Raw genomic sequence first — 23,247 nt, forward strand, 5'->3', positions numbered from 1 at the left:
CGGCTGGGGTGCTTGGGCTGCTTGGGCCTGTTGGGTCGCTGGGTGGGCTGGGGTGCTTGGGCTGCTTGGGCCTGTTGGGTCGCTGGGTGGGCTGGGGTGCTTGGGCTGCTTGGGCCTGTTGGGTCGCTGGGTGGGCTGGGGTGCTTGGGCTGCTTGGGCCTGCTGGGCCTGCTGGGTCGCTTGGGCGGGCTGGGGCGCTTGGGCCTGACTGGGCCTGACTGGGCCTGCTGGGCCTGCTGGGCCTGCTGGGTCGCCTGGGCCGGCTGGAGCGCTTGGGCTGCTTGGGCAGCCTGGGCTCCCTTGGTCGCTTGGGCTGCTGGGCCGCTTGGCTCCCTGGGCCCTTGGGCCGCCTGGGCCGCCTGGGCCGCCTGGGCCGCGTGGGGCCGGCCCGGGCTGCGTGGGGCCGGTCCGGCCGGTCCGGGACGCGTGGGGCCGGGCCGGGGCGGCGGGGTCGGCTAGACCGTCAGCAGGCCGCGCTGTGCCGCGACGGCCCCGAGCTGGAAGCGGCTGCGAGCGCCCAGCTTGGTCATGAGCTCGGCGGTGATCCGCCGGCTCGTGCGTACGGAGACCCCGAGCTTGCGGGCGATCACCTCGTCGGTGAGCCCGCCCGCCATGAGGCCGAGCACCGCGCTCTCCTCGTCGCTCAGCTCCCGCGCCCGGCCCTGCGGCCGTTCCTGGCCGAACTGGGACGCCTGCCGCCACACCTGCTCGAACAGGGCGCGCAGCGCGGCCACCGGCCCAGGGCTCGACAGCAGCAGCACACCCCGGTCGGGCTGGTCCGGGTCGAGCGGCACCAGGGCCTTGCTCCGGTCCCAGATCACCATCCTGAGCGGGAGCTGTGGCGCGGTCCTGACCTGCCCGCCCTGCTCGCTCAGCCACTGCGCGTACTCGGTGGTCGGCCGGTCGTTGCGGATGCTGTGCGCGTAGACGCACCGCACCCGCACGGACCGCTCCAGCAGCATCCGGTCGAGCGGCCTCGCCGCGTGCAGCCGGTCGGCCGGCTGCGCACCGCCGGGCAGCAGCGCCTCGGCCTCCTCGCGGCACTGCTGGCTCACCTTTTCGATGCACGCCTGGATCGCATCGGGACCCTGGGCGAGCTGTACCGAGTCGATTTCTTCGGTGCGGGCTCCGCGCCGGTATTCGGAGATGAGTTTTTCAGCCGCCAATTTACTCTCGGAGAGAGACAGCTGCAGTTTGAGCAATTCCCGTTCCTGGGACTGCACCAGCGACCTCAGGCCCAGTTCCGGATCGACCGCCCGCGCGCCTCCGAGGTGTTCCTGCGACGACTGCACCAGAGCCAGTTCGGCGAGTTCACCGAGGGCGCCGGTGGCCCGGTCGAGCGGCCATCCGAGCTGCTCCGCCATGTCCTGCGGGCTCGCGCCCGGCTGTCTCAGCAGAGCGCGGTAGGCGCGTTCCGCATCCATCCCGACGCCGATCTCCTTGAGCACGCTGGTCCCCCTCCGCTGTCGACTTCGGAGCCGACCCTAGCCCGCGGTCATGTCGGCTCATTTTCTCCGGCCGGAGGGGGGAGAAATCGAGGAGAAATAGCGGCGATGATTCGCTGGGGTACGGTCTGTGGCAGCTGAAGAGTTCAGCGACGGAGGGGATTCCAGGACATGCAGAAGAAGACGGGTTTCGTCGTTTCGGTGCTCGGCGCGGTCGCGGTCAACATCGCGCTGATGAGCGGTACGGCCGGCGCGGACGACCTGCCCTGGACGGGCCCCGGCCCCAGCCCCAGACCCGGCACCGCCGTGACGGACGTGACCTCCCTCGTGGACGGTGCGCTGGACGGTGCGCTGAACGGGGCTCTGGGCGACGGCGACCTGCCCTGGACCAAGTAGTCGGGACAGGCCGGTGTCACCGGGTGGCCAGGAGGCGCTCGAGCTGCACCGGCCGGCCCTCGGCGCGGGCCTCGCCGACGACGTCGACGAGCCGGGCGGTGCGCTCCTGCCACGAGGACGCCGACAGCACGGTGAAGTCCTGATGGGCCCGCCGCAGCCGGCCCACCGCCGCGGTGTCGCCCCGCAGGGCCTCGGAGCATGCCCGATCGGTCTCGATGCGTGCCTGAAGGAACCGGTCCCCGACGTCCCCGGCGGCCGTGAACGCCTCGCCCAGGGTCGATTCAGCGGCGTCGTACAGCCCCTGGCGCCACTGGGCCTCGCCCAGCGCGCGCAACGCGTACGCCTCGCCGAGCCGGTCGCCCTGGGCCCGGGTGAGCTCGATGACCTTCTCGCAGGCCCCGATCACCTCGCGCAGCTCGCCGATGCGCAGATACGCCTCGGCGAGCCGGTAGACGTTCTGGGCCCGGCCGCGCACCGACCCGCTCTCGGCACTGGCCGTGATGGCCTGCCGGGTCAGCGCGATCCCGGTGTCGTTGTCACCGCGCTCCAGTTCGATCTGCGCCAGCAGACCGAGGGCGTGCGCGGCGCTGACCGGGTCGTCGGTCTCCCGGAAGCGGGAGAGCGCGGCACGGCAGTGTTCTGCCGCGCCGTCGAGGTCACCGCGGAAGCGGGCGCACAGGGCGAGATTGCGCAGCACCACCGCCCGCTCGTGCGGGTCGTCGGCCCGGTCGAGCAGTTCCATCGCGGAGGTCAGCAGGCCGTCGGCGTCCTGGTAGCGGCGCTGGTAGATGGCGAGCGAGCCGAGCGAGCGCAGCATGACGGTGGCGCCGAAGGCGTCGTCGGTGCGCCGGGCGCTCTCCAGGGCGCTCTGTGCGGCCTGCTGCCAGTCCTCCTGGTAGTTGCGCATCTCGAACAGCGGCATGGCGCGCGCGGTGAGTTCCCAGGCGTGGGCGGCGGCGTCGTGCCGTGCCGCCGCGCCCACCATGGCGAGGATGGTGCCCCGCTCCGACTCGAACCACTCCAGCGGGTCGGCGAGCAGCTCCGTGACCGCGTCCGCCGGCAGCTCGTGGGTGAGCCGGGCCGAATGACGTGGCAGGTGGCCCGCCCCGTAGAGGAGCTGGTGTGCGGAGCCGGCGAGCGTGAGCAGGGTGCCGTAGGCGCGCTCCAGGGCGTCCGCACGATCCTGGGCGGAGTCCTCGTCGTGGGCGCGCTCCCAAGCGAACAGACGAAGCAGCTCATGGAAGCGGAACCGGGCCGACGGTCCGCTCTGGGTCAGGCACAGTTCGAGGAGCTGGGCGTCCACGAGCTCTTCGAGCAGGTCCTCGGCCTTCATCAGGTTCACGTCGAGCACCACGGCGCCCGCCCACGCGGCGAACCCCTCCACGGGGAGCAGCGCGAGGCGCCGGAACAGCACGGCCGCCTCGGGCGACAACTCCCGGTAGCTGAGCCAGAATCCGGCCCGCACTCCGCCGTCGGAGGGGCTGAGCACGTCGAGCCGGCCCGCTCCGTCCTCCAGGCGTGCGGCGAGCCGCTGCAGCGACCGGTAGGGGCGCGGGGTGAGCCGGCCGGCGGCGATGCGCAGGGCCAGCGGCAGATGCCCGCACAGCTCGGCGAGCCGCGCCGCGGCTTCGGGCTCGGCGGCGACCCGGTCCTGCCCGATCACGGTGGCGAGCATCCGGTCGGCCTCGGGCGCCGTCATCACGTTCAGCTGGATCTGGACCGCACCGTAGTCGCTGACCAGTTCGTCCAGCGGATCCCGGCTGGTGATCAGCACGACGCACCGGCCACGCCCCGGCAACAGCGGCTGGATCTGCCGGAACGAGCGCACGTCGTCCAGGATGACGAGCAGTCTGCGATGGTTCAGCAGGGAGCGGTACAGCGCGGAGCGTTCCTGGAGCCCGGCCGGTATCTGCGCGCTGGACACGCCGAGCCCGCGGAGCGCCTGGTCGAGGACGGACAGGGACGACAGCGGCCGGTTGGACTTGTCATAGCCGTGTACGTCGATGAAGAGCTGCCCGTCGGGAAAGCGGTCGGCGACCCGGTTCGCCCAGTGCACGATCAGTGCGCTCTTGCCGATGCCGCTCACCCCGGTGACGACGGCCACCGCCGGTGCGGTCCCGTCCGCACTGCGGCGCAGCAGCGTTTCCAGCACCTCGATCTCCGGCTCGCGTCCGGTGAACGTGGACAGCGCGAGCGGAAGCTGGGCGGGAACGCGCGGGGCGGGGTCGGACGAGGCCGCGGACGGGGCGGTGGTGGCGACCGCCTTGGCGGGCGCCGGCGCCCCGGAGTGCGCCTCGGAGTGCGGCTCGGAGTGCGGCTCGGAGTCGTCGGCGTCCTGCAGGACCCGGCGGTGCATCTCCTGCAGCACGGGTCCGGGTTCGATGCCGAGCTCGTCGACGAGGGCCCGGCGTCCTTCGCGGTAGACCTGAAGCGCCTCGGCCCGCCGGCCGGCCACGTGGTGGGCCTGCATGAGATGCGCCCGGGCCTGCTCGCGCAGCGGGTTCTCCTTCACCAGCGACGCCAGTTGCGCGCTGACCTTCTGGTGGTGGCCGAGCATCAGCTGGAGGGCCGCGTACTCCTCCCACAGATCGAGCCGGAACTCGGCCAGCTGACCGGAGACATCGTCGATGTGCGCTCCGGAGAGGCCGTCGAGCGCGGGGCCCCGCCACAGGGCGAGAGCGTGCTCGAACAACTTGGCCGCTTCCTCGGCCTGTTCATTGTGAGCGGCCACCATTCGGGCTCTCGCCACCGACTGGTTCAGGTCTTTCAGATCGATATAGCAGTGCGCTGAGTGAAGTATGTAGCCGGGGTGGCTCGTTTCGATCATTTCCGCGGGCACGGATGCCTCGCGGAAGATTCTTCGGAGCGCGGTAATGCAGATGGCGATCTGGTTCCGGGCGGTGGTCGGAGGCTCTCCCTGCCACACGGCCTCGGTGAGGCTGTCGACCGAGACGACCCGGTCGCAGGAAAGCAGCAACGTGGCCAGAACTGATCGCTGACGTGCACTGCTGATCCGTATCGGTTCGTCTGCGACGGCTGCCTCGAGCGGTCCGAGCAGCTTGAACGACACCCTTTCGCGCATAGCGAATTCACATCCCCGTCGGCCGTGCGACACCTACTCGCCCCGTTGCCCCCCATGCCTCACGCAGGGGGGAATTGGAAGGGCCGCACATGCAATGATCGCGAAAAGGAAGGCGAAGTCAACTGCGTTCCGGACATGCCCGTGCGGCCCTTGCGTCGCTCAGTTCACGGCATTGGTCCGCTTTGTGATCGGCCCGCGACTGAAGGAAAGAGCACTGCGGGGTTCGCGTGTCTCAGCGAGTGGTCTCACGCTCCACCGGGAGCCACAGCTCGGCGTCCGCCTCCTGGCCGTCGGGGGACAGGTGGGTGCGGAGGATCTCCGGGCCGGGGCGGGTGCGGTAGGGGTTGGACGGGAACCACTCGGTGAACACGTCCCGCCAGAGGTTCTGGATGGCCTCGGGGGCCGGGCCCGAGGTGGTGAAGACCGCCCAGGTGCCGGACGGGACGGCCAGGGCGGTGGTGCCCTCGGGGGCCGGTGCCGCGGTGATCACGCCGTGGTAGTAGTCGAGTTCCGTGCCCTCCGCACGGCTGGGGTCCAGGTCGTCGCAGACCGCGACGATGCCCCGGGGGTCCTGGTCGGACAGCTTCTTCAGGTGTTCCAGGGCCTGCTTGTCGAGGCCGCGGACGAAGTCGATGATCGACTCGTTGGGGCCTGAGTGGACCAGGGGGATCCGGGTCCTGAAGCCGGTGACGGTGAAGGCCGGGCGGTCCACCACTCGGTAGTGCATGCTGCTGCTCCCTTCGACGGTGAGGCGGAAGGTCAGCCGGGGCTGGGAGACGAGCACGGCGCCGGTGCGCCGGGCCTCGCCGGGGCCGACGCCGTGCATCGTGCGGAACGCCCGCGCGAAGGCCTCGCCGGAGCCGTAGCCGTAGCGCACCGCGATCTCCAGCAGCGTCTCGCCGCCCGCGAGCACCTCAGCGCCCGCGACGGTGAGCCGCCGGCGCCGGACGTACTCCGACAAGGGCATGCCTGCCAGTGCGGAGAACATACGGCGCAGGTGGTACTCCGAGGTGGCCGCGATCCGCGCCAGTTCCACGGCGTCAACCGAGTCGTCGAGGTGGCGCTCGATGTGTTCCATGGCCTGGTTGAGCCGTTCCAGCACGCCCGGTTCCTTCCTTCTTCGTGCCTCTTCGGTGTCCACCACGCTAGGGAGGAAGCCCCCTGCCGGACCCGACATCCCGTGCCCGATCGGGTCGGGTGCCGGTTCGCCCGAACGAGTCAGGCGGACCGTCGTCCGGCAGGCGTATTTAAGGGGGCCTTATCGTGAACGGCTAGCATCGCCCGTCGACCCGTCAGTTGCCGACCGTGATGAGGTGAGGACATGGGGGCGCCCAGGATCGCCGTCGCCGTGGTGACGATGGGCAATCGGCCCGAGGAGGTCGACGCGCTGCTCCGTTCCGTGGCCAAGCAGGACGTGCCGCCCGAGCGGATCGTGATCGTCGGCAACGGCTGCCCGCTGCCCGAGTTCGCCCGGCGGCTGTCCCTGCCCGGCGAGGTCACCCCCGTCGAACTCGACGAGAACCTGGGGTGCCCCGGTGGCCGGAACGCGGCTCTGGCACGACTGCGGGAGTTCGGCGATGTCGACGTCGTCGTCGATCTGGACGACGACGGGCTGCTCGTCGACGCCGATGTGCTGCGCCGCGTGCGGGACCTGTACGCCGCCGACGAACGGCTCGGCGTCGTCGGATTCCGCATCGCCGACGAACTCGGCGAGACGCAGCAGCGGCACGTGCCCCGGGTGGGTGGTTCGGACCCCATGCGGGGCGGCTACGTCACCGGGTTCCTCGGTGGCGGGCACGCGCTGCGGATGGCGATGCTCGACGAGGTCGGCGACTGGCCCGCCGAGTTCTTCTTCGCCCACGAGGAGACCGACCTGGCCTGGCGCGCGGCCGACGCGGGCTGGCACATCCTCTACGCGCCCGAACTGCTGCTCCAGCACCCCAAGACCTCGCCCGCCCGGCACGCCATCTACTACCGCGTGAACGCCCGCAACCGGGTCTGGCTCGCCCGCCGCCGGTTGCCGGTCGCGCTCGTCCCCGTCCATCTGGGCGTGTGGGTGCTGCTCACCCTGGCACGGAACCGTTCCGCCGCCGGGCTGCGGGCGTGGTTCGGCGGCTTCCTGGAAGGCGTACGGGAGCCGGCGGGGGAGCGGCGGCCCATGCGCTGGCGTACGGTGTGGCGGCTCACACGGCTGGGGAGGCCGCCCGTCATCTGACAGCCGGAGCGGCGTGAGAGAAGTGAGTGGGTCCCGGCCGTTCACCTCCGCCGACCGGGACCCGGAACCGGCCGCGGCGGCGACACTCCCCCGAGTGGCGCGTCCAGACGCGCACGCCGCCGGGCCAGATCCGACGTAGTGATCACATCAGGTCGGGCCAACGGATCGCTAACATATGGCCAACAGTGGGCCAGGGGGCGGACATTCGTCGAGGGCGGTGACAGGGGAAGGCGGGGGAGCGATGGGGGCATCTCCCTGCTCGGGCAGTGACGAGGGCTCCGGGGAGCGGTGTGCGCTGCGGTTCGGGCTGCTCGGCCCGCCGGGGCTCTACGACGTCGGCGGCGCAGGCGGCCGGAGCGAGGCGCGGGGCATCGCGAGCCCCAAGGTCCGGGTGCTGCTCGCCGCGTTGCTGCTCGACGCCGGGCGGACCGTCTCCGCCGAGTCGCTCAAGGACGCGCTGTGGGGCGGGGCTCCGCCCGCTTCCGCCCAGGCCTCGCTGCACAATCACGTAGCCCGGTTGCGGCGGTTGCTCGACGATCCCGAGCGGCTGCGGACCGTGCCGTCCGGGTATGTGCTGCGCGTCGACGAAGGCGAGCTGGACGTCCATCTGTTCGACGCCCGGGTCGCCGCGGCGCGTGCCGCGCACGCCGGACGGGACTGGGAGCGGGTCGTCCGCGTGTGTGCGGCCGCGCTCGCGCTGTGGCGGGGCGCCCCCCTCGCCGGGCTGCCGTCCGAGGTGGGCGGGTACGCCTTCGCGCAGCGGCTGCGCGAGGCACGGCTGCTGCTCCTGGAGTGGCGCCACGACGCCGAGTTGGCCCTGGGCGGCCCGCGGCTCGACGGGCTCGTGCCGGAGCTGGCGGAGTTGACCGCCGAGTATCCGCTGCGGGAGGCGTACCACCGGCAGCTCATGCTCGCCCTGCACCGCACCGGCCGTACCGCCGAGGCCCTGGCCGTCCATCACCGGCTGCGCACCCGCCTCGTCGACCGGCTCGGCATCGAGCCGGGGCCGGGGGTGCGCGAGGCGCATGTGGAGGTGTTGCGGGGAGCCGTGGGGAGTGGTGGCCCTAAGGCACCGCCCTCACCTGCTCAACTACCGCCACCGCCGGCGCATTTCACGGGGCGCGACGGAGTGCGCGACGCGCTGCGCCGTGCCCTCACGGCACCAGGGCCCCACCCCACCGCCGTCCTCAGCGGCATGGCCGGTGTCGGCAAGAGCGCGCTCGCGCTGCACGTCGCGCATGAGCTGGCGGAACGCTTCCCCGATGGGCAGCTCTACCTCAACCTGCACGGTGCCACCCCGGGCATGGCCCCCCTCACCCCCGGCCAGGCGCTCGCCGCCCTGCTGCGTGATCTGGGTGTCGAGCCCTGCCGTATCCCCGAATCCCCCGACGCGGCATCGGCGTTGCTGCGGTCCCTGCTCGCGCCGACCCGCACGCTGCTGGTGCTGGATGATGCCGCGAGCGCCGCGCAGGTACGGCCGCTGCTGCCGGGCGGTGCCCGGTGCGCGGTGATCGTGACCGGCCGTTCGCCGCTGACCGCCCTCGACGGCGTGACCCGCTTCCCGCTCGCCCCGCTGACGGACGAGGAGAGCGCCGAACTGCTGCGCAGGGCTTCGGGCCGGGCCGACCGGCACTCTCCGCGGGGACCTGACCCGGGCGCTCTCGATGCCCGCCACCCCCTTGTCGCCCTCACCGGCCGGCTCCCGCTGGCCCTGCGGGTCGTCGCCGCTCGGCTCGCCGCCCGGCAGGCCCTCACCCCCGACGTCCTCGCCGGTCAACTGGCTGCGGCGGACGAGCGGTTGCACCACCTGGAGTACGACGACCTGAGCGTCCGCCGGTCCCTGGCCGTCGCGCACGACGCGCTCGCCGCCGCCGAGCGCGAGGCCGACCGGGACGCGGCCCTCGCCCTGCGCCGTATCGGCGCGCTCGACCTGCCCACGTACGGCGTCCCGCTGCTGGCCCGTCTCACCGGCGCGGGCGAACGGCGTGCCGAGGCCGCCCTCGACCGGCTGGTGGATGTCGCCCTGCTGGAGGAGACGGCGTACGGCCGGTACGAGCCGCACGACCTGGTGCGTGTCTTCGCGCGTGAACGGGCCGGTGAGACGGCTGGTGAGGGGGCCGGCGGTGACGTCGTCGAGACGGCCCTGCGCTGGTACGCCGCCGTCGCCGAGCGCGTTCTCATCGCGATCGTCGAGCCCGGGCTCGATCAGGACGACCGCCGTCGGCCCACCGCGGGTGCGCCGGACGGGCTCGCGCCTGCCGACGCCGTCGCCCCCTTCGACAGCCCCGAGGAGGCCTTCGCCTGGGGGGACAGGGAGTTGGCGAACCTCGTCACCCTGGTCGGGCGGCACGCGGACGACCCTTGCCGGCGGCGGGCTGGTCTGGTCTCCGCCGTCGTCCGGCTGATCTTTCCCTATGCGCATCGCAGGGGGCGCGTCGCCGAGATGGAGGTGCTCGGGTGGGCCGGCCTCGCGGTGGCGCGGCGGCTCGGTGACCGGGCGGCACAGGCGTGCGCGCTGGTCGACCTCGCCGGACTGCACTTCCTGACCGGCCGGCAGAACGAGGCCCTCGACCTCAACGACCGTGCGCTGGACATCTGGCAGCGGCTGGACCACCTCTCCTGGATCCGCCGCTGCCTCAACAACCGCGGGCTGCTGCTCGACGGGCTCGGCCGGCACACCGAGGCGGGCGAGGCACTGCTGCTGAGCCTGGAGTACGCACGGCAGCTGGACGACCCGTACGGCGAGGCCGTCACCCACAGCCACCTCGGCAACCTCTACGAGCACACCGACGCGCGGGCCGCCATCGAGCAGCACCGGCGTTCGCTCGCCATCGGGGACGACATCGGCGCCGTCATCGTGCGGCACTCCGCGCACTGCAACATCGGCTACGCCCATCTGCGGCTCGGCGAACCGGCCGCGGCCCTCCCGCACTTCGAGGAGAGCCTGCGCATCCTCGGCAGCCAGGGCGACTGGCACGGCGAGTCCCAGACCCGGCTCGGGCTGGTCCGCGCCCTGCGGCTGCTGGGCCGCACCGGGCGGGCCGCCCGCGAGTGCGCCGAACTCCTGGACCGGGCCGACGCCCGCGCCGACCGCTACACCGGCGGTCTCGCCCGCCACCAGCGCGGGCTGCTGCTGCGGGAACGGGGACGACCCGAGGCGGCGCACGAGGAGTGGCGCTCGGCGCTCACGGCGCTGGACGGGACGGACGAGCAGACGGTCGTCACGGAACTCCGCGAACTGCTGGCCCTGTCCGACTGATCAACCGGCCGGTGTCGGGGGGCTGTTCAGCGGCCGGGCCCGGGCGGGTGCGCACCAGCCGGTCGAGGGCGGGCCGGACCGGCCTGCTCTGCTGGGGCCGCGGGCGATGCCCGGCCAACCCCCGCCCCTCATTTCGCGTCCGCATAGCACTCCACCACCGCCGTGGTGAACGGAAACCGCACCGGTGTCTGGCCGAAGGTCAGTCGGCCGGCCAGGGACGCGGCCTCCTGGATCGCCGTGACGACTGCTGCCGCTTCCTCCTCGGGGCAGTGCACGATCACCTCGTCGTGCTGGAAGAAGACCAGTTCGGCCGCGAGGTCCGCGCAGGTCCGGCGCAACGCGGCGAGCAGGAGCAGGGCCCAGTCGGCGGCGCTGCCCTGGACGACGAAGTTGCGGGCGAAGCGGCCGCGGGCCCGGGCGTTGGTGGAGGCGTAGCCCGGCACCCAGGGGGCGGCGGTGTCGGGGTGGTCGTCGTCGGCGACGGGGATGCCGGCCTCGTCCGGGCCGTCGTCCGTCGCCCGGGCCGCGGGCGGGCAGGTCCGGCCGAGCCAGGTCCGCACCAGTCGGCCTTCCTCGCCGGCTCGGGCCGCGTCGTCCACGTACGCCACCGCCTTGGGGAAGCGGCGTCTGAGCGCGGCGAGGTTCTTCAGCCCGTCGCCGGAGGTCTGGCCGTAGACCGCGCCGAGCACGGCGAGTTTGGCCTGGGCGCGGTCGCCGGAGAAGGCGCGGTCGGAGACGGACTGGTACAGGTCGCTCTCCCGGCCCGCCACCTCCATCAGCCCGGGGTCGCGGGAGATCGCCGCGAGGACGCGCGGCTCCATCTGGTCGGCGTCGGCGACGACGAGCCGCCAGCCGGGGTCGGCGACCACGGCCCGCCGGATCACCTTGGGGATCTGGAGCCCGCCCCCGCCGTTGGTCACCCAGCGCCCGGTCACCGTCCCGCCCGCGAGGAACTCGGGTCTGAACCGCCCGTCGCGCACCCAGTCCTGGACCCAGGACCAGCCGTGGGCGACCCAGATGCGGTACAGCTTCTTGTACTCGATCAGGGGCTTCACGGCCGGGTGGTCGACCGTCTCGATCTCCCAGCGGCGGGTCGAGGAGACCTTGATCCCGGCCTGCGCGAAGGCCTTGATCACGTCGGCCGGCAGGTCGGGCCGCACCCGGCGGCCGAAGGCCGTGGACACCTCGTCGGCCAGTTCGGCCAGCCGGCGGGGCTCGCCGCGGCCCGCGTACCGCTCGCCCAGCAGGTCGTGCAGCAGCGCGCGGTGCGTGTCGGCGCGCCAGGGCAGCCCGGCGCGGTTCATCTCGGCGGCCACCAGCATGCCAGCCGACTCTGCGGCCGTGAGCAGCCGCATGCGGTCGGGGTGCTCGGCGCTCGTGTGCCGCCGCTGCTGTTCGGCGTAGACCGCGAGGAGGTCAGGCAGGGGGAGCGGGACGCCCTGCGGATCGAACAGGGAGGACTGCGCACCCGGTTCGGCGGAGCGCTGGGGCGGATCGGGCGGTACGGGACCGCCGCGCAGCCGGGCCAGGGCGGCCGCGGCCGAGCGTGGTTCCCCGTACCGCCCCTCGTGGCCGAGGAGGAGGGTCTCGGCGGCCTCGATGTCGTAACACCGCTCGACTCGCACCCCCGTGGCGAGCAGGCGCGGGTAGACCTCGGCGGTGGACCGCCACACCCACCGCGTGACGCCGGGACGGCTCCGCACGGCCTCGGCGGGATCCGTCTCCCGCCGCACCGGCCCGACGGGCAGCCCGTCCGGACCGAGGGGGGCGACGTCCACGCCACCGTCCTCGGCCGGAGCGAGCGCCCACCGGTCGGTCATGCCGCGAGTCTGACAGGGGGGTCTGACAACGCCCCCCGGACGCCCCCGGACGCCGCCCCGTCCGGCCTCGCCGGGCGCTGTCAAGACTCGTCCGGTGTCTCCTTCCGCGCCAGCATGATCTTCTCCAGCACCGTCACGACGTACTCCTCGGTCCGCTCTTTGCCGATGCCGAGGCCGCTGAGGACGCCCTCGCCGTTCTCGTGCTCCAGCAGGGCCAGCAGGATGTGCTCGGTGCCGATGTAGTTGTGGCCGAGGCGCAGGGCCTCGCGGAAGGTGAGCTCCAGGACCTTCTTGGCGGCCTGGCCGTACGGCACGAGCTCCGGGGCCTCCTCGACGGCGGGCGGGAGTGCCGCCGTGGCCGCCTCGCGCAGCGCGTCGAGGGTCACGCCCTGGACGGTGATCGCCTTCGCGGCCAGACCCTCCGGCTCGGCCAGCAGGCCGAGGACGAGGTGCACGGGCAGGCCCTCGGCGTTGCGAGCGGACCTGGCCTCGTTGTGCGCGGCCATCACCGTGTTGCGGGCGCGGGGCGTGTAGCGGTTGAAGCCCTGGCTCGGGTCGAGGTCGGCCGACTCCTTCGGCACGAAGCGCTTCTGCGCGGCCTGCCGGGTGACCCCCATGCTCTTGCCGATGTCCGTCCAGGAGGCGCCCGAGCGCCGGGCCTGGTCCACGAAGTGGCCGATCAGATGGTCGGCCACCTCACCGAGGTGATCGGCGGCGATCACCGCGTCCTGGAGCTGTTCGAGGGGTTCCTGGTGAACCTTCTTGATCGCCGCGATCAGGTCGTCGAGGCGCACGGATGACGTGATGTTGGGGTTCGTCGTCATGGTGTCAACCGTAGGTTGCCCCCCAAGGGGTGTCAACCGAACGTTGACAGTCGAGTGCGTGGCACCATCGGGCCCGTGAGTACGTCCCCCATCGTCGACCGCGCGTTCGAAGCGGCCCTGTACGCGACCGGCGAGACGGCCCTCGACACCGGCGCGTCCCTGCTCGCCTCCGACCCGGCGGCGGATGCCGAACTCGACCGGCGCGGGGAGGAGTTCGTGGCGGCGTCCTGGCGAAGGGGCTGGCAGCCGGCCGACGTCGTACGGATCGTCCGGAGCGAGCTGGAGGACGTACACGTGCTCCTCGTGGCCGCGCTGATCCGCGCGCAGGCGCCCGGCGACCGTCCCCGCGGCCGCCGCTGGAGCGCGCAGCTCGCGGAACTCCCCGCCGACGCCCCGCCCCGCACCGACCGCTTCTCGCACGCCACCGCCGTGCTGGAGCTGTACCGCCTGCTGCTGCGGCTGCCCGCCCTCGAATCCCTCGACGAGAGGGCAGGGGAGGCGACCGGTGGGGCCAGGGCCGAGTCCCGCATGCTCACCCGCATCCGTGCCCTGCTCGCCAAGGCGGAGGCCACCGGGTTCCCGGAGGAGGCGGAGGCGCTCAGCGCCAAGGCGCAGGAGCTGATGGCCCGGCACAGCGTCGACGAGGCGCTGCTCGCGGCGCGGGCGCCCTCGCCCGACACCCCCGGCGCCTGCCGGATCGGTGTGGAACCGCCGTACGAGCAGGCCAAGGCGGTGCTGCTGGACGCCGTCGCCTCCGCCAACCACTGCCGCGCGGTGTGGAACGAGCCCTTCGGCTTCTCCACCGTCGTCGGCTTCGAAACGGACCTGGAGGCGGTCGAACTCCTCTACACCTCGCTCCTCGTGCAGGCCACGACCGCGATGACGGAGGCGGAGGCCGCGCAGCGCGCCGGGGGCCGCAAGCGCACCAAGACGTTCCGGCAGTCCTTCCTCGCGGCCTACGCCCACCGCATCGGCACCCGGCTGGCGGACGTGGCCCAGGCCCAGGTGAGCGACGACCTGCTCCCGGTCCTCGCCTCCCGCGACGTCGCGGTCACCGGACGGCTGGACCGCATGTTCCCGGAGACGACCACGACCCGGCTGCGCGGGGTGCGTGACGCGGCGGGCTGGACGGAGGGCGCGCAGGCGGCGGACCGGGCCCAGGTCGGGCACCGGCGGCCGCTGCGCTGACCCGCCGTCAGCCGCCGCGCCCGCGCTCCGTCAGTCGCCCGAGGACTCGAAGCCGCTCACCGAGGCCTCGGCCGCGCCGCTTTCCCCGCCCCTCCGGGCGACGTCTCCGTACGACCACTTCAGGGTGTGCGCGTCCTTGGTGGCGCCGGGCAGGGTGAAGGACGCCTTCCGCACCGGGAGACTCTTGGCGGAGCCCGCCTCGCCCCGGACGTAGGTGATGGTGAAGGACGTGGTGCCGCCCTTGCCGAGCGTGAGCGGCTGGGCCTTCGCGGCCTGGTCCGGGGACACGGACGTCGTGCTGTCGTCGGCCATCAGGTCCACGCCGGGGAAGCCCTTCAGCGTGCACTGCGCGCCCTTGTTGGTGAGCGTCACGGTGACGGTGCCGGTGTCTCCGGCGGCCGGGGCGGCGCCGGCCCCGACCTTCACGTCCATGTCGCCGAGCGCGCAGGCCGAACCGGCCGGCCGGTCCGCGTTCTTGACGTCGTCGGCGCCGGCCCCGTCGTCGTCGCAGGCGGTCAGCAGGAGCGTCCCGGCGAGGGCGGCGGCCAGGGCGAGGGGAGGAAGGGTGCGCATGGGGACCTCTGGTGCGTGATGGCGGTGAGCGGTTCCGATGGATGGATCATCTCGGACGGACGGGCCATCACGCACCCGGGCAGGCCGCCCTCCGGAGTCGCACTCCTACCCGAGTCCCGCCGTGGGCAGTCCGGTCGGGAGCTTGCCGCCCTCGCTCCTGGTGTAGGTCTCCGCGCCGAGGTCGCCCTCCCAGGTGACCTTCAGGCTGCTCTTGTCGAGGGAGTCGACCATGCCGGTCGTCCGGTCCTTGCTGCCGTCCGTGCACTTCAGGCGGATCATCCGCATCCCGGACTCCTCGCCCGCGGTGCCGCTGCACACGCTCCCGCCGGTGGCGAAGAGCGCGGCCTGCTTGCCGGTGATCACCAGGGCCACGGCCTTGCCGCCGGTCGTCGCGAGCCAGCTGCCCGCCAAGCCCGTGCCGGCGCCGGAGCCGCCCGAGCCGCCGCCCGTGGAGGCGGACGCCGAGGGCGACGGGGCCGGGCTGGACGCGGAGTCGTCCCCGGAGTCGCCGTCACTGCTGCACGCGGTCAGCGCGAGCGCGCCCGCCAGGCCCGCGGCCACGGCCGCGACCCGCAGCCGCCGACGTGCTCCCGTGCGACGCGAGAAGATCACCGAAGTCACTGCAAGCCCCCAAGCTGTAGCCGGCCGACCGGCCCGGACGGAACCGACCGGCCCCTGTGCCGGACGACCGAAGCAAGCTACCAGGGCCCGTCAAGAGACCCGGGGGGCGACCCCGTCGGCCCTCTACCGGGACGGCAGGGCCACGGGGCGCGCCCCCGGCGCCCCGCCCCGCCTCACCACGACGACTTCCGCACCCCCGGCAGATACCCCGCGTGCGCCTGCCCCCGCAGATTCACCCGGGACAGCCCGAACGCCCGGAAGTAGCCGCGCGGACGTCCGTCCACCTGGTCGCGGTTGCGTACGCGCGTGGCGCTCGCGTCGCGCGGCTGGCTGCGCAGTTCCGCCTGGGCGGCGAGCCGTTCGGCCTCCGTCGACGACGGCCGCCGGACGATCTCCTTCAGTTCGGCGCGCCGGGCGGCGTACCGCGCGACGATCTCCTGCCGCCTGTCGTTCTTCGCGATCTTGCTCTTCTTCGCCATCAGACCTTCACTCCCCGGGCGCGGATCCGGGCGACGGCCGCCTCGACTCCGATCGTGTCGACGGTCTTGACCGCCCTGGCGCTCAGCCGGAGGCGGACGTGGCGGCCCTCGCTCGGCAGCCAGTAGCGCTTGGACTGGATGTTGGGGTCGAACCGGCGGGACGTGCGCCGGTGGGAGTGCGAGATGCGGTTGCCGAAGCCGGGCCGGGAGCCGGTCAGCATGCAGTGCGCGGACATGGTGGTGACGTACCTCTCTGACTCAGGAGATGTAAATGGAATTCATTTTCAGTAGTGTAGCGGCATGGCACGCAACGAACTCCGGCCGGTCATCAAGCTCCGGTCCACCGCCGGAACCGGCTACACCTACGTGACCCGCAAGAACCGCCGCAACGACCCGGACCGCATGATCCTGCGCAAGTTCGATCCGGTCGCCGGCCGCCACGTCGACTTCCGAGAGGAGCGCTGACCATGCGCGAGGGACTCCACCCGGAGTACGGCCCCGTCGTGTTCCGCGACCGTGCCGCGAACTACGCCTTCCTCACCCGCTCGACCCTCTCGGCCCGGGCGGGCGAGAAGACGATCGAGTGGGAGGACGGCCACACCTACCCGGTCGTCGACGTCGAGATCTCCGACGTCAGCCACCCCTTCTACACCGGCACCGCCCGCGTCCTGGACACGGCCGGGCGCGTGGAGCGCTTCGAGCGCCGGTACGGAAAGAAGGGCTGACCCCGTGGCCGACTCTTCCGCGCTCTCCGTCGTGATCGTCGGCGGGCTGCACGCCGACGCCCGCCGGGCCGCCGTCGCACGGCTGCTCGCCGACGTGCCCGGCAGCGTCGCCCTCCACCACGACCTCGCCACGGCCGCCGCCGGCACGGTCGTACGGACCGTCCGGGACGCCACCGGCCTCCTCGACGCGGGGGAGGCGCCGCTCGTCAACGACTGTGCCTGCTGCGCCCTGCGCGAGGACCTGGTCCCGGAGCTGGAGCGGCTCGCCGACGCCGGACGCACGCCGCTGGCCGTCGTCGAGCTGTGGGACTCCGTCGAGCCCAAGGCCATGGCCGAGGTCGTCACGGCCGGCGGGCTCACCGTCACCGGTGTGCTCACCGCCGTCGACCCGGCCCTGGTCCTGCCGTACCTCGGCAACGGCGACGACCTGGCCGACGGCGGTCTCGCCGCCGCCGCGACCGACCAGCGCACGGTCGCCGACACCTTCGCGCGCCAGCTGGAGTACGCCCCCGTCCTCGCGGTCGCCGACTCCCCGGAGGCCGACGACGAGGACCGCGAGCTGCTCGCCCAGCTGCACCCGACGGCCCGCCAGGTCCTGATCGGTGAGGGCGCCCCGGCGGACACGGCCGCCGACTGGCTCACCGTGCCGGCCCCGCGCCGGCGCCCGCTGACCCCGCTGGCCGAGGCGGCCCTGGCCGGCTTCGACGTGGAGGCCGCGGCGGCCGCCCAGCATCCGGCCTGCGCCCTGCTGCCCGCCGAGGCCGACGCGCACGGCGTCTCCACCCTGGTCTGGCACCGGCGCCGCCCCTTCCACCCCGAGCGGCTCTACGCCGCCCTGGAGGACCTGACCTGCGCGGCGGCCCGCAGCCGGGGCCGGTTCTGGCTCGCCGACAAGCCCGACACGTTGTTCCACTGGGACGCGGCGGGCGGGGCCCTGTGTGTGGAGAGCGCGGGCCCCTGGCTGGCCTCCCTGCCGGACGCGGCCTGGGAGATGGTCCCGCCGGTGCGCCGCGCCGCCGCCGCGCTGGACTGGCACCCCGAGCACGGCGACCGCGGCCAGTACCTCGTCTTCACCTCGCCCGGCCTCGACCGGGACGGCCTGGAGCGACTGCTGGAGTCCTGCCTGCTGACCGACGCCGAGTACGCAGCCGGGCGCGACGCCTGGCAGCGGCTGCCGCACGCCTTCGACACCCTCCTGGAGGTCTGATCCCCGATGCCCCGCACGTCCGACCGCAAGCTCCCCGCCAAGAACCGTCCCAATCCGCTGGACCGGGCCGGGATCACGTACATCGACTACAAGGACACCGACCTGCTGCGGAAGTTCGTCTCCGACCGGGGCAAGATCCGCAGCCGCCGTGTCACGCGGGTGTCGTCGCAGCAGCAGCGGCAGCTGGCCAAGGCGATCAAGAACGCGCGCGAGATGGCGCTGCTGCCGTACGCCTCCCGCTGACGGGATCCGGCCCGGGTGAGGTTTCCCACGCTTGACGCGTGGGGGACCTCATGCCTGCGTCCGGGGCCTTCATCAGGTGCACGCCGGGCGGTCCGGCAGGGCCGGGTGACCCACCGGGTGTCCGCCGATGAGGTGATCCGGGCACCGGCCCGGAGGATGACGCCTCCGTCATGCGAGCGGCCCATTTCTTCCTGATCCCGCAGGTCACGGTCGTCTTCCGTATCGTGCCCGGCCCGCTGCCGCCCGGCCCACGGCCCGCGCGCCGCCAGCTCCCTCTTCTCCGTCGCGGCCCCCGCCGGGTCCTTCGCCCCCGCCGCCGAGTGGATGCTCCGCCTCCACCGGACCTCCGCCGAACCCGCCGACTTCCCCGTCGGCCGCCGGGAACGCGCGACAGTGCGGGGCCGTCAAACATGCAAGGGCTTCGGTAAAGCGGTCGCCAAAGCTGTAACCGCAGCACCACCCCGCGTGCACGTGCATCTGCTCATGCATCAGCACATGAACAGAGCTATGATCCGGGTCAGTTGACCACTGCATCAATGGCCACATAAGCCAGTGCACCACCGGGGAGCGACCTGTGAACCACGACGTGTACAACGGGATGGCGGCCGCCGGGCTGAACGGTGTGGCCTGGCAGAAGAGCCGGCACAGCAACTCGCAGGGCTCGTGCGTGGAGTTCGCCCGGCTCCCGGGCGGGGAGGTGGCCGTACGCAACTCGCGCTTCCCCGACGGGCCCGCGCTGGTCTACACCCGTGCGGAGATCGAGGCGATGCTGCTGGGTGTGAAGGACGGCGAGTTCGACCACCTGGTGGGTGGCTGACGGGTCGGCAGACCCCCTACAAACCGGGGGTAATCGGAAATACACGCGCTGTAACGCGCGTAGAACCGCGACGCGAGGAAGCGCCGCGGTTTCTTATTCGCTGCCGGGGCGCGGCAGCCGGAACAGCGCCCAGACCACCTTGCCGCTGAGCGCGCCCGCGAGCGGGTGCCAGCCCCAGCTGTCGCTGAAGGAGTCGACTAGGAACAGCCCGCGGCCCGACTCGGCCGAGAAGTCGTCGGTCTCCCGGGCGACCGGGCTGTCGTGACTGGGGTCGCGCACCGCGCACACCAGACGCTCGGTCCAGCGCATCAGGTGCAGCCGCACCGGAGGCTCCCGGTCCGCGGCACACGCGGTGTCGGCCGGCAGGCCGTGCCGCAGGGCGTTGGTGACGAGCTCCGAGACCACCAGGCGGACGTCGTCGAAGCGGTCGCCCATGTCCCACTGGTCGAGAGTGGAGCGGGTGAACCGCCGTGCGTCGCGCACCGCTTCGTAGCGGGCGGGCAGAGCGCAGGAGGCGGCGTCGGACACGGCCGCTGGATCAAGCGGCGGAAGGCCCTGCCGTAACGGCTCGAGCATGGTTGATCCATTCGTCCCCATGCGAGGCACTCCCGGGAATTCGCGGTCGGTGCGATGCGGCGGTGGTGCGGCACCATGGTTTCGGATGCGTTCAGCAGATGCAAGGGCAGATGCACGTGCAGGTGACCGGAATGAGCCGTCCCGTACCGCTTGTTGGTCAATTTTTCCGTCATCTTCGCGTCTTTCTCAAGCCGTTCGCATGCCTCCTTCTTGCATTCGCGCGCGTGCGTTCTCCGATGCGATTCCGTTTCCGTAACCGGACGAGTACTGCTCGGAGTGTTTTAGTGGCAGACTTCGGCCCCTGAAGACGTTGGGGAGGCTGGCGAACGTGAGCGCGGGAGAGCCGGGATCGGTGGTGCGGCGCATGCTGCTCGGATCACAACTCAGGCGTCTGCGTGAGGCGCGGGGCATCACGCGCGAGGCGGCGGGCTACTCGATCCGCGCCTCCGAGTCGAAGATCAGCCGGATGGAGCTGGGCCGGGTGAGCTTCAAGACCAGGGACGTCGAGGACCTGCTCACGCTGTACGGCATCACGGACGAGCAGGAGCGCGCCTCCCTGCTGTCCCTGGCGAAGGAAGCCAACGTCGCGGGCTGGTGGCACAGCTACTCCGACGTGCTGCCCAGCTGGTTCCCTACCTACGTCGGCCTGGAGGGCGCCGCCTCGCTGATCCGGGCGTACGAGGTGCAGTTCGTGCACGGCCTGCTGCAGACCGAGGCGTACGCCCGCGCGGTGGTCCGGCGGGGCATGCAGGGCGCGAGCGAGGCCGACGTCGAACGGCGGGTGGCGCTGCGTCTGGAGCGGCAGAAGTACCTCGTCGACGAGCGGGCTCCCGACTTCCACATCATCCTGGACGAGGCCGCCCTGCGCCGTCCGTACGGCGACCGCGAGGTGATGCGCGGCCAGCTCCAGCACCTCATCGAGATCTCCGAGCGGCCCAATGTGCGGCTCCAGGTCATGCCGTTCAGCCTCGGAGGTCACTCCGGCGAAAGTGGCGCGTTCACGATCCTCAGCTTCCCGGAGTCCGACCTCTCGGACGTCGTCTATCTGGAGCAGCTCACCAGCGCGCTCTACCTCGACAAGGCCGAGGACGTCGCCCAGTACGAGAAGGCGCTCAAGGAACTCCAGAGCGACAGCCCGGGTCCCTCCGAGAGCCGGGACCTTCTCCGGGGGCTCCTCCAGCTTTCCTGAAGGGCCCTCCAACTCTCCCGAAGGTCTCCTCCAACTTGCTTCAAACGCAAGTACGATGACGTGTGATCAGATCGTGAAGAAGCGATCAGAGGTCTGCTTAGGGATCGAGGGATCACATGTCGTCGTCCTACTTCACCGACCTTGCACAGCAGTACATCGACGGTGAGTGGCGCCCGGGTACCGGCTCCTGGGACATCATCGACTTCAACCCGTACGACGACGAGAAGCTGGCGTCGATCACCATAGCCACGGCCGACGAGGTCGACCAGGCGTACCAGGCCGCGGCCCGTGCCCAGAAGCAGTGGGCGGCGACCAATCCGTACGCCCGCCGCGCCGTCTTCGAGAAGGCCCTGCGCCTGATCGAGGAGCGCGAGGCGGAGATCTCCGAGGCCATCATCGCCGAGCTCGGCGGCACCCGGCTGAAGGCCGCCTTCGAGCTGCACCTCGCCAAGGAGTTCCTGCGCGAGGCGGTCCATCTGGCGCTGCGCCCCGAGGGCCGGATCATCCCCTCGCCGGTGGACGGCAAGGAGAACCGCGTCTACCGCGTGCCGGTCGGCGTCGTGGGCGTGATCAGCCCCTTCAACTTCCCCTTCCTGCTGTCGCTGAAGTCCGTCGCCCCGGCGCTCGCGCTCGGCAACGCCGTGGTGCTGAAGCCGCACCAGAACACCCCGATCGTAGGCGGCTCCCTGGTCGCGAAGATCTTCGAGGACGCGGGGCTGCCCGGCGGTCTGCTGAACGTCGTCATCACCGACATCGCGGAGATCGGCGACGCCTTCATCGAGCACCCGGTCCCCAAGGTCATCTCCTTCACCGGCTCCGACGCGGTCGGCCGGCACGTGGCCACCGTCTGCGCCCGGCTGTTCAAGCGCTCCGTCCTCGAACTGGGCGGCAACAGCGCGCTGGTGGTCCTCGACGACGCCGACATCGACTACGCGGTCGACGCCGCCGTCTTCAGCCGGTACGTCCACCAGGGCCAGGTCTGCATGGCCGCCAACCGTGTCCTGGTCGACCGGTCGGTCGCGGACGAGTTCACCGAGAAGTTCGTCGCCAAGGTGAAGACCCTCAAGGCGGGCGACCCGCGTGACCCGGAGACCGTCATCGGCCCGGTCATCAACTCCTCGCAGGCGGACGCCGTCTCCGGTGTGGTCGAGCAGGCCCTCGCCGAGGGCGCCACGGCCCTGGTGCGCGGCGGGCGGACCGACAACCTCGTCGAGCCGTCCGTGCTGACCGACGTCCCCGCCGGCTCGGCCCTGCTGAAGCAGGAGGTCTTCGGCCCGGTCGCGTTCCTCGTCCCGTTCGACGGCGAGGAGGAGGCCGTACGCCTCGTCAACGACACCCCGTACGGGCTGAGCGGCGCCGTCCACACCGGGAACATCGAGCGGGGTGTCGCGTTCGCCCAGCAGATCGACACGGGCATGTTCCACGTGAACGACGGCACCGTCCACGACGAGCCCATCGTCCCCTTCGGTGGCGAGAAGCACTCGGGTATCGGCCGGCTCAACGGCGACACGATGCTGGACTCCTTCACCACGACCAAGTGGATCTCGGTGCAGCACGGGCGCAGCGGGTTCCCCTTCTAGAGCACCTCCGCATGTCACGGGACCGCTGCTCGAGACTCACTCGAGAAGCGGTCGAAGGCAGCCGGCCGATGTCCGGATTTCGTTGCGGGAGGCCGGTCCGGCCCACCATGCTCGTACCGCGTCCGTCAGGGCTGCCAAAAGCAGTCGTACAACGCAACTCCCCCTTGAACCAAGTGGTTTGAGGGGGAGTGCTGGGTGATACTCAAATTGGAGTATCCGGTGGTACGTTGTGCGCACCGACGGACGGAGTGAGTGCATGCACGAAAAGGACGAGGTGCTCGACAGCCCGACCGGCTGGGTCGCCACGCATGTGCGTCGATACGTGGCCAGCGAGGGTTCGAAGGGGCACATCTGGTACGGCAAGCCCACCCTGCTGCTCACCACACGGGGCCGCAGCTCCGGGGCGCTGCGGCGGACCGGACTGATCTACGGGGAGGATCAGGGCAACTACGTCGTCGTCGGGTCCAACGGCGGATCCGACCGTCATCCTCACTGGTACCTCAATCTGCTGGCGGAGCCGCGGGTGCGGGTGCAGGTGGCCGCGGACACGTTCGAGGCGGTCGCCAGGGAGGCGGAAGAGGGGGAACGGGATCGCCTGTGGGAGGCGATGACCGTGATTTTTCCGCAGTACAAGAGCTACCGGAAGAAGACCGACCGGAAGATCCCCGTCATCGTGCTGGAGCCACAGGAGCCCGCACAGGACTGAGGGGAGTCCGACGCCTCCGGTGAGGAGGCGGCTACGGCGATGCTCGGGGGAGTGCGCGTCGGTCGAGGACCCGGTTCATCCCGGGTCCCGCGCGCGGACGGCAGGGGGCCGTGCCGTGAGGGGGGACGCGTCATCGTGCCGTTCCACCCACTCGTTTCTCATCGAAGGGTTGGGTGTTGTGCCATGGGCGGATTCAGTCGCCGGGGATTTCTGAGAACCACAGGGGCCGGGGGGGGGGGGGGGGGCACCCCGGGGGGTGGCGCGGGCACCGAAGAGGACACGCAGGGCAAGGGCCAGGTGTG

22 protein-coding genes are annotated in these 23,247 nt (G+C 71.9%); 12 read left to right on the plus strand and 10 right to left on the minus strand.

Annotated elements, in window-relative coordinates; genetic code table 11:
• Window positions 1-455: 455 nt before the first annotated feature.
• On the minus strand, window positions 456-1,448 hold the full coding sequence (locus ACZ6I3_RS25490; RefSeq protein WP_469417650.1) for a LuxR C-terminal-related transcriptional regulator: 993 nt from the start codon (window positions 1,446-1,448) through the stop codon (window positions 456-458).
• Window positions 1,449-1,616: 168 nt separating this feature from the next.
• On the opposite strand from ACZ6I3_RS25490, the gene ACZ6I3_RS25495 reads away from it, so the two are divergent.
• Window positions 1,617-1,841, plus strand: a complete 225-nt coding sequence (locus tag ACZ6I3_RS25495) for a hypothetical protein (RefSeq protein WP_469417651.1) — start codon at window positions 1,617-1,619, stop codon at window positions 1,839-1,841.
• Between the two features lie 16 nt (window positions 1,842-1,857).
• On the opposite strand, the gene ACZ6I3_RS25500 is transcribed toward ACZ6I3_RS25495, so the two are convergent.
• Both ACZ6I3_RS25500 and ACZ6I3_RS25505 read right to left on the minus strand, forming a co-directional pair.
• The gene (locus tag ACZ6I3_RS25500; protein WP_469417653.1) at window positions 1,858-4,923 is read right to left on the minus strand and encodes an AfsR/SARP family transcriptional regulator; all 3,066 of its coding nucleotides are present in this window, start codon (window positions 4,921-4,923) and stop codon (window positions 1,858-1,860) included.
• A 232-nt stretch (window positions 4,924-5,155) separates the two neighbouring features.
• A complete protein-coding gene (locus ACZ6I3_RS25505) occupies window positions 5,156-6,025 on the minus strand; it encodes an AraC family transcriptional regulator (protein WP_469417655.1) in 870 nt (289 codons plus the stop codon).
• A gap of 219 nt (window positions 6,026-6,244) precedes the next feature.
• On the opposite strand from ACZ6I3_RS25505, the gene ACZ6I3_RS25510 reads away from it, so the two are divergent.
• Both ACZ6I3_RS25510 and ACZ6I3_RS25515 read left to right on the plus strand, forming a co-directional pair.
• Window positions 6,245-7,138 carry a glycosyltransferase family 2 protein gene (locus ACZ6I3_RS25510; protein WP_469417656.1) on the plus strand — a complete coding sequence of 298 codons (894 nt, stop codon included), beginning with the start codon at window positions 6,245-6,247 and terminating at the stop codon, window positions 7,136-7,138.
• 241 nt (window positions 7,139-7,379) lie between these two features.
• Window positions 7,380-10,397, plus strand: coding sequence for an AfsR/SARP family transcriptional regulator (locus ACZ6I3_RS25515; protein ID WP_469417657.1), 3,018 nt, complete (start codon window positions 7,380-7,382; stop codon window positions 10,395-10,397).
• Between the two features lie 128 nt (window positions 10,398-10,525).
• On the opposite strand, the gene ACZ6I3_RS25520 is transcribed toward ACZ6I3_RS25515, so the two are convergent.
• On the minus strand, window positions 10,526-12,217 hold the full coding sequence (locus ACZ6I3_RS25520; protein WP_469417658.1) for a bifunctional 3'-5' exonuclease/DNA polymerase: 1,692 nt from the start codon (window positions 12,215-12,217) through the stop codon (window positions 10,526-10,528).
• A gap of 80 nt (window positions 12,218-12,297) precedes the next feature.
• Complete coding sequence (locus ACZ6I3_RS25525; RefSeq protein ID WP_469417660.1) at window positions 12,298-13,041, minus strand: Clp protease N-terminal domain-containing protein; 744 nt, start codon at window positions 13,039-13,041, stop codon at window positions 12,298-12,300.
• A 75-nt stretch (window positions 13,042-13,116) separates the two neighbouring features.
• Between ACZ6I3_RS25525 and ACZ6I3_RS25530 the strand changes: the two genes are divergently transcribed.
• Window positions 13,117-14,229, plus strand: a complete 1,113-nt coding sequence (locus ACZ6I3_RS25530; protein ID WP_469417662.1) for a DUF2786 domain-containing protein — start codon at window positions 13,117-13,119, stop codon at window positions 14,227-14,229.
• Between the two features lie 30 nt (window positions 14,230-14,259).
• On the opposite strand, the gene ACZ6I3_RS25535 is transcribed toward ACZ6I3_RS25530, so the two are convergent.
• From ACZ6I3_RS25535 to rpmB, 4 genes are all read right to left on the minus strand, one after another.
• On the minus strand, window positions 14,260-14,802 hold the full coding sequence (locus ACZ6I3_RS25535) for a DUF4232 domain-containing protein (protein ID WP_469417663.1): 543 nt from the start codon (window positions 14,800-14,802) through the stop codon (window positions 14,260-14,262).
• Window positions 14,803-14,907: 105 nt separating this feature from the next.
• Window positions 14,908-15,414, minus strand: a complete 507-nt coding sequence (locus tag ACZ6I3_RS25540) for a hypothetical protein (protein ID WP_469417664.1) — start codon at window positions 15,412-15,414, stop codon at window positions 14,908-14,910.
• A 182-nt stretch (window positions 15,415-15,596) separates the two neighbouring features.
• Window positions 15,597-15,902, minus strand: a complete 306-nt coding sequence (gene rpsN / locus ACZ6I3_RS25545; RefSeq protein WP_469417666.1) for a 30S ribosomal protein S14 — start codon at window positions 15,900-15,902, stop codon at window positions 15,597-15,599.
• The gene (rpmB, locus tag ACZ6I3_RS25550) at window positions 15,902-16,138 is read right to left on the minus strand and encodes a 50S ribosomal protein L28 (protein ID WP_469417668.1); all 237 of its coding nucleotides are present in this window, start codon (window positions 16,136-16,138) and stop codon (window positions 15,902-15,904) included. The genes rpsN and rpmB overlap by 1 nt, the downstream gene beginning before the upstream one ends.
• A 64-nt stretch (window positions 16,139-16,202) precedes the next feature.
• On the opposite strand from rpmB, the gene rpmG reads away from it, so the two are divergent.
• The 5 genes from rpmG (at window position 16,203) to ACZ6I3_RS25575 (ending at window position 18,894) form a co-directional block, all read left to right on the plus strand.
• The gene (rpmG, locus tag ACZ6I3_RS25555) at window positions 16,203-16,367 is read left to right on the plus strand and encodes a 50S ribosomal protein L33 (protein WP_193483085.1); all 165 of its coding nucleotides are present in this window, start codon (window positions 16,203-16,205) and stop codon (window positions 16,365-16,367) included.
• Window positions 16,368-16,369: 2 nt separating this feature from the next.
• Window positions 16,370-16,627: a type B 50S ribosomal protein L31 gene (locus tag ACZ6I3_RS25560; protein ID WP_469417670.1), complete on the plus strand. Its 258-nt coding sequence runs from the start codon at window positions 16,370-16,372 to the stop codon at window positions 16,625-16,627.
• 4 nt (window positions 16,628-16,631) lie between these two features.
• Window positions 16,632-17,834, plus strand: a complete 1,203-nt coding sequence (locus ACZ6I3_RS25565; protein WP_469417671.1) for a CobW family GTP-binding protein — start codon at window positions 16,632-16,634, stop codon at window positions 17,832-17,834.
• A 6-nt stretch (window positions 17,835-17,840) separates the two neighbouring features.
• Complete coding sequence (gene rpsR, locus ACZ6I3_RS25570; protein ID WP_469417672.1) at window positions 17,841-18,077, plus strand: 30S ribosomal protein S18; 237 nt, start codon at window positions 17,841-17,843, stop codon at window positions 18,075-18,077.
• A gap of 598 nt (window positions 18,078-18,675) precedes the next feature.
• Window positions 18,676-18,894 (plus strand): DUF397 domain-containing protein, encoded by a 219-nt coding sequence (locus ACZ6I3_RS25575; RefSeq protein WP_221299255.1) that lies wholly within the window; start codon window positions 18,676-18,678, stop codon window positions 18,892-18,894.
• Between the two features lie 93 nt (window positions 18,895-18,987).
• On the opposite strand, the gene ACZ6I3_RS25580 is transcribed toward ACZ6I3_RS25575, so the two are convergent.
• Window positions 18,988-19,491: an ATP-binding protein gene (locus ACZ6I3_RS25580; RefSeq protein ID WP_469417673.1), complete on the minus strand. Its 504-nt coding sequence runs from the start codon at window positions 19,489-19,491 to the stop codon at window positions 18,988-18,990.
• A 343-nt stretch (window positions 19,492-19,834) separates the two neighbouring features.
• Between ACZ6I3_RS25580 and ACZ6I3_RS25585 the strand changes: the two genes are divergently transcribed.
• From ACZ6I3_RS25585 to ACZ6I3_RS25595, 3 genes are all read left to right on the plus strand, one after another.
• Window positions 19,835-20,659 carry a helix-turn-helix domain-containing protein gene (locus ACZ6I3_RS25585; protein WP_261682003.1) on the plus strand — a complete coding sequence of 275 codons (825 nt, stop codon included), beginning with the start codon at window positions 19,835-19,837 and terminating at the stop codon, window positions 20,657-20,659.
• Window positions 20,660-20,775: 116 nt separating this feature from the next.
• Window positions 20,776-22,239, plus strand: a complete 1,464-nt coding sequence (locus ACZ6I3_RS25590; RefSeq protein WP_469417674.1) for an aldehyde dehydrogenase family protein — start codon at window positions 20,776-20,778, stop codon at window positions 22,237-22,239.
• A gap of 256 nt (window positions 22,240-22,495) precedes the next feature.
• Complete coding sequence (locus ACZ6I3_RS25595) at window positions 22,496-22,945, plus strand: nitroreductase family deazaflavin-dependent oxidoreductase (protein ID WP_469417676.1); 450 nt, start codon at window positions 22,496-22,498, stop codon at window positions 22,943-22,945.
• Window positions 22,946-23,247 lie beyond the last annotated feature (302 nt).

Source organism: Streptomyces sp. NPDC041940 (assembly GCF_055589465.1).